The organism is Microbacterium sp. ISL-103 (genome assembly GCF_018613995.1).
Lineage (GTDB): Bacteria > Actinomycetota > Actinomycetes > Actinomycetales > Microbacteriaceae > Microbacterium.
In genome coordinates this window covers 1-5307 of sequence record NZ_JAGGPD010000324.1, presented here as the reverse complement: position 1 = coordinate 5307, position 5307 = coordinate 1, and the positions used below count along the sequence as shown (strand labels likewise).

The 5307-nt window shown below is 67.7% G+C and carries 4 protein-coding genes and 1 pseudogene; all 5 read left to right on the top strand.

Annotated elements, in window-relative coordinates; translation table 11 throughout:
• Positions 1 to 428 (top strand): family 1 glycosylhydrolase (locus J7E68_RS12265; protein WP_215172954.1); only part of this gene is annotated, 428 nt, incomplete at its 5' end.
• Positions 429 to 455: 27 nt separating this feature from the next.
• Positions 456 to 1814: an MFS transporter gene (locus J7E68_RS12260; protein WP_215172952.1), complete on the top strand. Its 1359-nt coding sequence runs from the start codon at positions 456 to 458 to the stop codon at positions 1812 to 1814.
• 24 nt (positions 1815 to 1838) lie between these two features.
• Positions 1839 to 2669 carry an SDR family oxidoreductase gene (locus tag J7E68_RS12255; RefSeq protein WP_251048932.1) on the top strand — a complete coding sequence of 277 codons (831 nt, stop codon included), beginning with the start codon at positions 1839 to 1841 and terminating at the stop codon, positions 2667 to 2669.
• Positions 2670 to 2747: 78 nt separating this feature from the next.
• Positions 2748 to 4553, top strand: coding sequence for a beta-glucuronidase (gene uidA, locus J7E68_RS12250; RefSeq protein WP_215172950.1), 1806 nt, complete (start codon positions 2748 to 2750; stop codon positions 4551 to 4553).
• Positions 4554 to 4582: 29 nt separating this feature from the next.
• A pseudogene (locus tag J7E68_RS12245) lies at positions 4583 to 5299 on the top strand (bifunctional D-altronate/D-mannonate dehydratase); the annotation flags it as partial.
• Between the last annotated feature and the right edge of the window lie 8 nt (positions 5300 to 5307).

The following is a 5307-nucleotide window of genomic DNA, read 5'->3' as shown; positions in this document are numbered from 1 at the left end:
TCGTCGGCGTGCAGGCGTACTCGTCGCAGGAGGTCGATGCGAACGGTCTCGTGCCGCACCCGCCGCACCCCGACAACACGCTCGTCGGAACCGCGTTCCGCCCCGACTCGCTCGCCATGGCCGTGCGCCACGCATGGGAGGTCTCCGAGGGCGTCACCGTGATCGTGACCGAGAACGGCATCGCCACGGCCGACGACACCCAGCGGATCCGGTACACGGATGCCGCGCTGCGCGGACTCGCCGACACGATCGACGAGGGCGTCGACGTGCGCGGCTACCTGCACTGGACGCTGCTCGACAACTTCGAGTGGGGACACTGGGCTCCGACCTTCGGCCTGATCGCCGTGGATCGGGAGACGTTCGTGCGCACCCCCAAGCCGAGCCTCGGTTGGCTGGGCGAGGTCGCGAAGCGCAACGGTCTGGCCTGACAGAAGCCGCACACAGAGGCCGAGCAGATGACCGTCGACGTCGACGATCCCCAGGGCGAAGGCCCTGCGGAGGCTGCGGGGCGCGTTCCCGAAGGCAACCTCGCGCTCCCGCAGCCTCTCGCCGCGCCTCTTCCGGAGTCCTCCGGCGGAGGCGTGGCGGGTGATGTCCCGTTGCGATCGATCGTGCTGCTCGTCGCCGCGACCTTCGGGGCGGGGATGGCGATGATCGTGCCGATGGCCTACTCGCTGGCCGTGCGACTCGACCAACTGGCCCCCGGGCGCACCGAAGCCCTCGGCATCGTCCTCGCGGTCGGCTCGGCGGCCACGCTCGTGCTCGCCCCTCTCACCGGCATCCTCAGTGATCGCCTGCGCAGCCGCTGGGGGCGGCGGCGTCCGTTCACCGTGGTTGGTCTGCTGATCGGCGCGGTCTCTGTACCGGTCATGGCCCTCGCCCCGAATCTCAGCGTGCTCACGATCGGCTGGACGCTCTCGACCGTCGGGTGGGGCACCGCGGCCGCGTCGCTCGGCAACTGGCAGGCGGATCGCCTGCCGCCGCACCAACGCGGACGCGTCTCCGGCCTCACGGGCGTCACGATGCAGGTCGCGCCCGTCGTCGGCATCATCCTCGTCGGATTCTTCCGAGACCAGGTGCTCCTCGTCTTCGCGCTGCCCGCGGCGGTCGGTGTCGTGCTGGTGGTCGCGTTCCTCGCCGTCGTGCGCGATCCCGACAGCAGGGGAATGGTGCTCGACCGCCGGCTGACGGTCGGCGGACTGCTGCGGAGCTACGGCTTCGATCCGCGCAAAGCCCCGGACTTCGCCTGGAACTGGCTCGGCCGCTTCATCTTCTTCTCGGGGCTGACCCTCACCACCAGCTTCACCGTGTTCTTCGTCGCCCAGCGCCTCGAGCTGCGCGTGCCGGATGTCGCCGGAGTGCTCGCGATCGTCTCGGCGTCGAGCATCGTCACGGCCACGGTCGGTTCGCTCGGCGGGGGATGGCTGAGCGATCGGGTGGGCAGGCGCAAGCCCTTCATCCTCGCGGGCGCCGTTCTCTTCGCGGCGGGATGCAGTGTCTCGGCGTTCGCCCACGACCTGCCGACGCTCATGGTGGGCACCCTGCTGAACTCCCTCGGCATCGCCACCTTCTCGGCCGTCGCCCAAGCGCTGCTGCTCGATGTGCTTCCCGATCGCGAGAGGGAGGCGGGGCGCTACATGGCCATCGCCCTGTTCGCCCAGAAGATCCCGGGCGTCTTCGCCCCGGTTCTCGGTGGGGCGGTGCTGGCCATCGGCGCCGGCGCAGAGAACTTCACCGCGCTGTATCTCCTCGCTGCCGCGCTCGCCTTCGCCGGCGGCCTCCTCATCTCCCTCTCGGTGCTCAGCGTCCGCTGAGCCCACCCATTTCGAAACGGAGCAATGATGTCCTTTCCTTTCCCCGATGTCTCATCGAACCCCCTCGCCTCGCTGATCGATCTGACTGGCCGCACCGCGCTCGTCACGGGCGGTGCGCAGGGTCTCGGTCGAGCGATCGCCGATCGACTCGCCGAAGCCGGTGCGAGCATCGTGATCGCCGACCTCGATGAGGATCGCTCGCGAGCGGCTGCGGCGGAGATCACCGTGCACTTCTCGGTGCGGGCGGTGGGCGTGCGCATGGATGTCACCGACTCCGCATCGGTCGCTGCGGCGACGGACTCCGCAGCGGGCGACGTCGGTGCCCCGGACATCTGGGTGAACAACGCCGGGATCTTCCCCAGCGAGTCCCTTGTCGAGATGAGCGACGAGACCTGGGAGCAGGTCTTCGCGGTCAACACCCGGGGCGTGCGCAATGGGGCACGCGAAGCGGCCCGTCGGATGCCGCAGGGCGGCGTCATCGTCAATATCGTCTCGACCGCGGGCTTCCGGGGGACCGCCCCCGGCCTGTCGGCCTACGTCTCGTCGAAGCATGCGGTGCGAGGGCTCACGAAGCAGCTCGCTCTGGAGCTCGCGCCGCAGGGCATCCGCGTGCTCGGCGTCGCTCCCAGCTACGTGCCGACCGAGGGGAACATGGCGATGGCGGCCGCGGCGATGGAGCAGATGGCAGCCGCCGGCATCGATCCTTCCACCATGCCGTCGGCGATGTCGCAGAGTCTGATCGGCCGTCAGGGAACACCCGACGACATCGCACGCGTGGTGCTGTTCTGCGCCAGCGACCTCTCGATGGTGATGACCGGCAGCACACTGCTCGCGGACGCCGGCGAGACCATCTAGCTGGCAATCGGTTGCCATTTTTCCTGAACTCTGCTGTACTGAAACCAAGAACGCAAAGAAGCGCACGAAAGGCCCTTGATGCTCAAGCCCATCGCCACCGCAACCCGTGACCTCGTCAAGCTCGACGGAGTCTGGAAGTTCGGAATCGACTCCCGCCTCCCGGAGGAGCCCTGGCTCGCAGGCCTCGACACGCCTCTCGAAGCAGCCGTTCCTGCGAGCTACAACGATCTCTTCACCGATCCGGCCATTCGCGACCACGTCGGCTGGGTCTATTACCAGCGGTCGGTGCAGGTGCCGCGCGGCTGGGCGGGGGAGCGCATACTCCTGCGCTTCGATGCGGCAACGCACTCGGCGAAGGTCTACGTCGACGACCAGCTCGTCGGAGGCCACGTCGGCGGCTACACGCCGTTCGACATCGACGTCACCGATGTCGTGAAGCCGGGCACCGCGTTCCGGCTCACCGTCGCGGTGAGCCCCGACCTCAGCAACACCACCATCCCGCCGGGCAAGATCGAGGTCGGCATGACCGGAGCGAAGACCCAGACCTACTTCCACGACTTCTACAATTACGCGGGCCTCGCCCGATCGGTGTCGCTGTACTCGCTGCCGCAGGTGCACGTCGACGACGTCACGGTGGTGACGACCTTCGAGGGATCGACCGGGTTCGTCGACTACCGCATCGAGACGGTCGGCGGTGCCGACGTGCGTGTCAGCCTGGCGGATGCCGCAGGCAGCGTCGTGGCGACGGCATCCGGTCCGGAGGGCCGTCTCGAGATCGCAGACGTCGTGCTCTGGAAGCCGGGCGCCGCCTACCTCTACGAGCTGACGGTCGAGGCCGTCGATGGAGAGGACGTGCTCGACACGTATTCGCTGGCTGTCGGAGTGCGCACGGTCGGGGTGCGCGGCGAGGAGTTCCTCGTCAACGGCGAACCGTTCTACTTCACCGGGTTCGGCAAGCACGAAGACACGTTCGTGCGCGGCAAGGGTCACGACGACGCGTACATGGTGCACGACTTCCAGCTGATGGAGTGGACGGGGGCGAACTCGTTCCGCACCTCGCACTACCCCTACGCCGAAGACGTCCTCGACTTCGCCGACCGCCACGGCATCCTGGTGATCGACGAGACCGCGGCTGTGGGACTCAACATGGGCGTCGTCGGCGGTCTCAGCGGCACGCCGCCGTTCCCCACCTTCTCGGAGCAGTATGCGGGGGCGGAGACGCACGCCGCGCATGCGCAGCACCTGCGTGAGCTCATCGGGCGCGACAAGAACCACCCGTCGGTGGTGCTGTGGTGCATCGCCAACGAGCCCGCCTCGAACGAAGACGGTGCGCGCGAGTACTTCGAGCCGCTGGTGAACCTGGTGCGCGAGCTCGACCCGACGCGTCCGATCACCTACTCGATGGTCATGTTCGCGACCTTCAAGAACGACCAGATCATCGACCTCTTCGACGTCGTGAGTCTCAACCGCTACTACGGCTGGTACATCAACGCGGGCGATCTCGCCACGGCGGAGTTGTATCTGCAGGGTGACATCCAGGGGTGGATCGATCGCACCGGCAAGCCGATCATGATGCTCGAGTACGGCGCCGACACGATGCCGGGGCTGCACTCGGTCTGGGACCAGGTGTGGACCGAGGAGTACCAGACCGACCTTCTCGCGATGTACCACCGCGTCTTCGATCGGTTCCCGCAGTTCGTCGGCGAGCAGATCTGGAACTTCGCGGACTTCGCCACGACCAACGGCCTGCACCGGGTGGGCGGCAACAAGAAGGGCATCTTCACTCGCGAGCGCCGGCCGAAGTCCGCCGCGTTCGCTCTGCGCCAGCGCTGGCGTGGGCTCGACGGACGCAAGCCCGGCACGGACGCCGGCGCGGACGCCTGACCGATCGCCTTCACGTAGAGGAGAAACGCATGACCATCGACAGGGCCGACGTCATCGTCACGAGTCCCGACCGCAATTTCGTCACACTCAAGATCACGACCGCAGACGGCGTGACCGGACTCGGCGACGCGACGCTGAACGGCCGCGAGCTCGCGGTCGTCGCCTACCTGACCGAGCACGTGGTTCCGCTGCTGATCGGTGCCGACGAATCGCGCATCGAAGACACCTGGCAGTTCCTCTACCGCAGCGCCTACTGGCGACGCGGACCTGTGACGATGGCTGCGATCGCCGCCGTCGACATGGCGCTGTGGGACATCAAGGGCAAGGTGGCCGGCCTTCCGGTCTACCAGCTGCTCGGCGGAGCCAGCCGGAAAGGTCTGATGGCCTACGGGCACGCCTCGGGCAAAGAGCTTCCCGAGCTCTTCGACTCCATCCGGGCTCATCAGGAGCAGGGATACAAGGCGATCCGTGTGCAGACCGGGGTGCCCACGCTCAAGGCGATCTATGGCATCGCCTCGCAGTCGGCAGACACCGGGGGAGGAGAGGCTCGGTACGACCACGAGCCGGCCCGCCGTGGTGCGAGGCCGGTGGAGGAGGACTGGGATACCCGTGCGTACCTGAACCACCTGCCGGGTGTTTTCGAGGCCGTGCGCAACGAGTTCGGTCCCGACATCCCGCTGCTGCATGACGGCCACCACCGTATGACGCCGATCCAGGCCGCACGACTCGGCCAGGACCTCGGGCCCTAGGACCT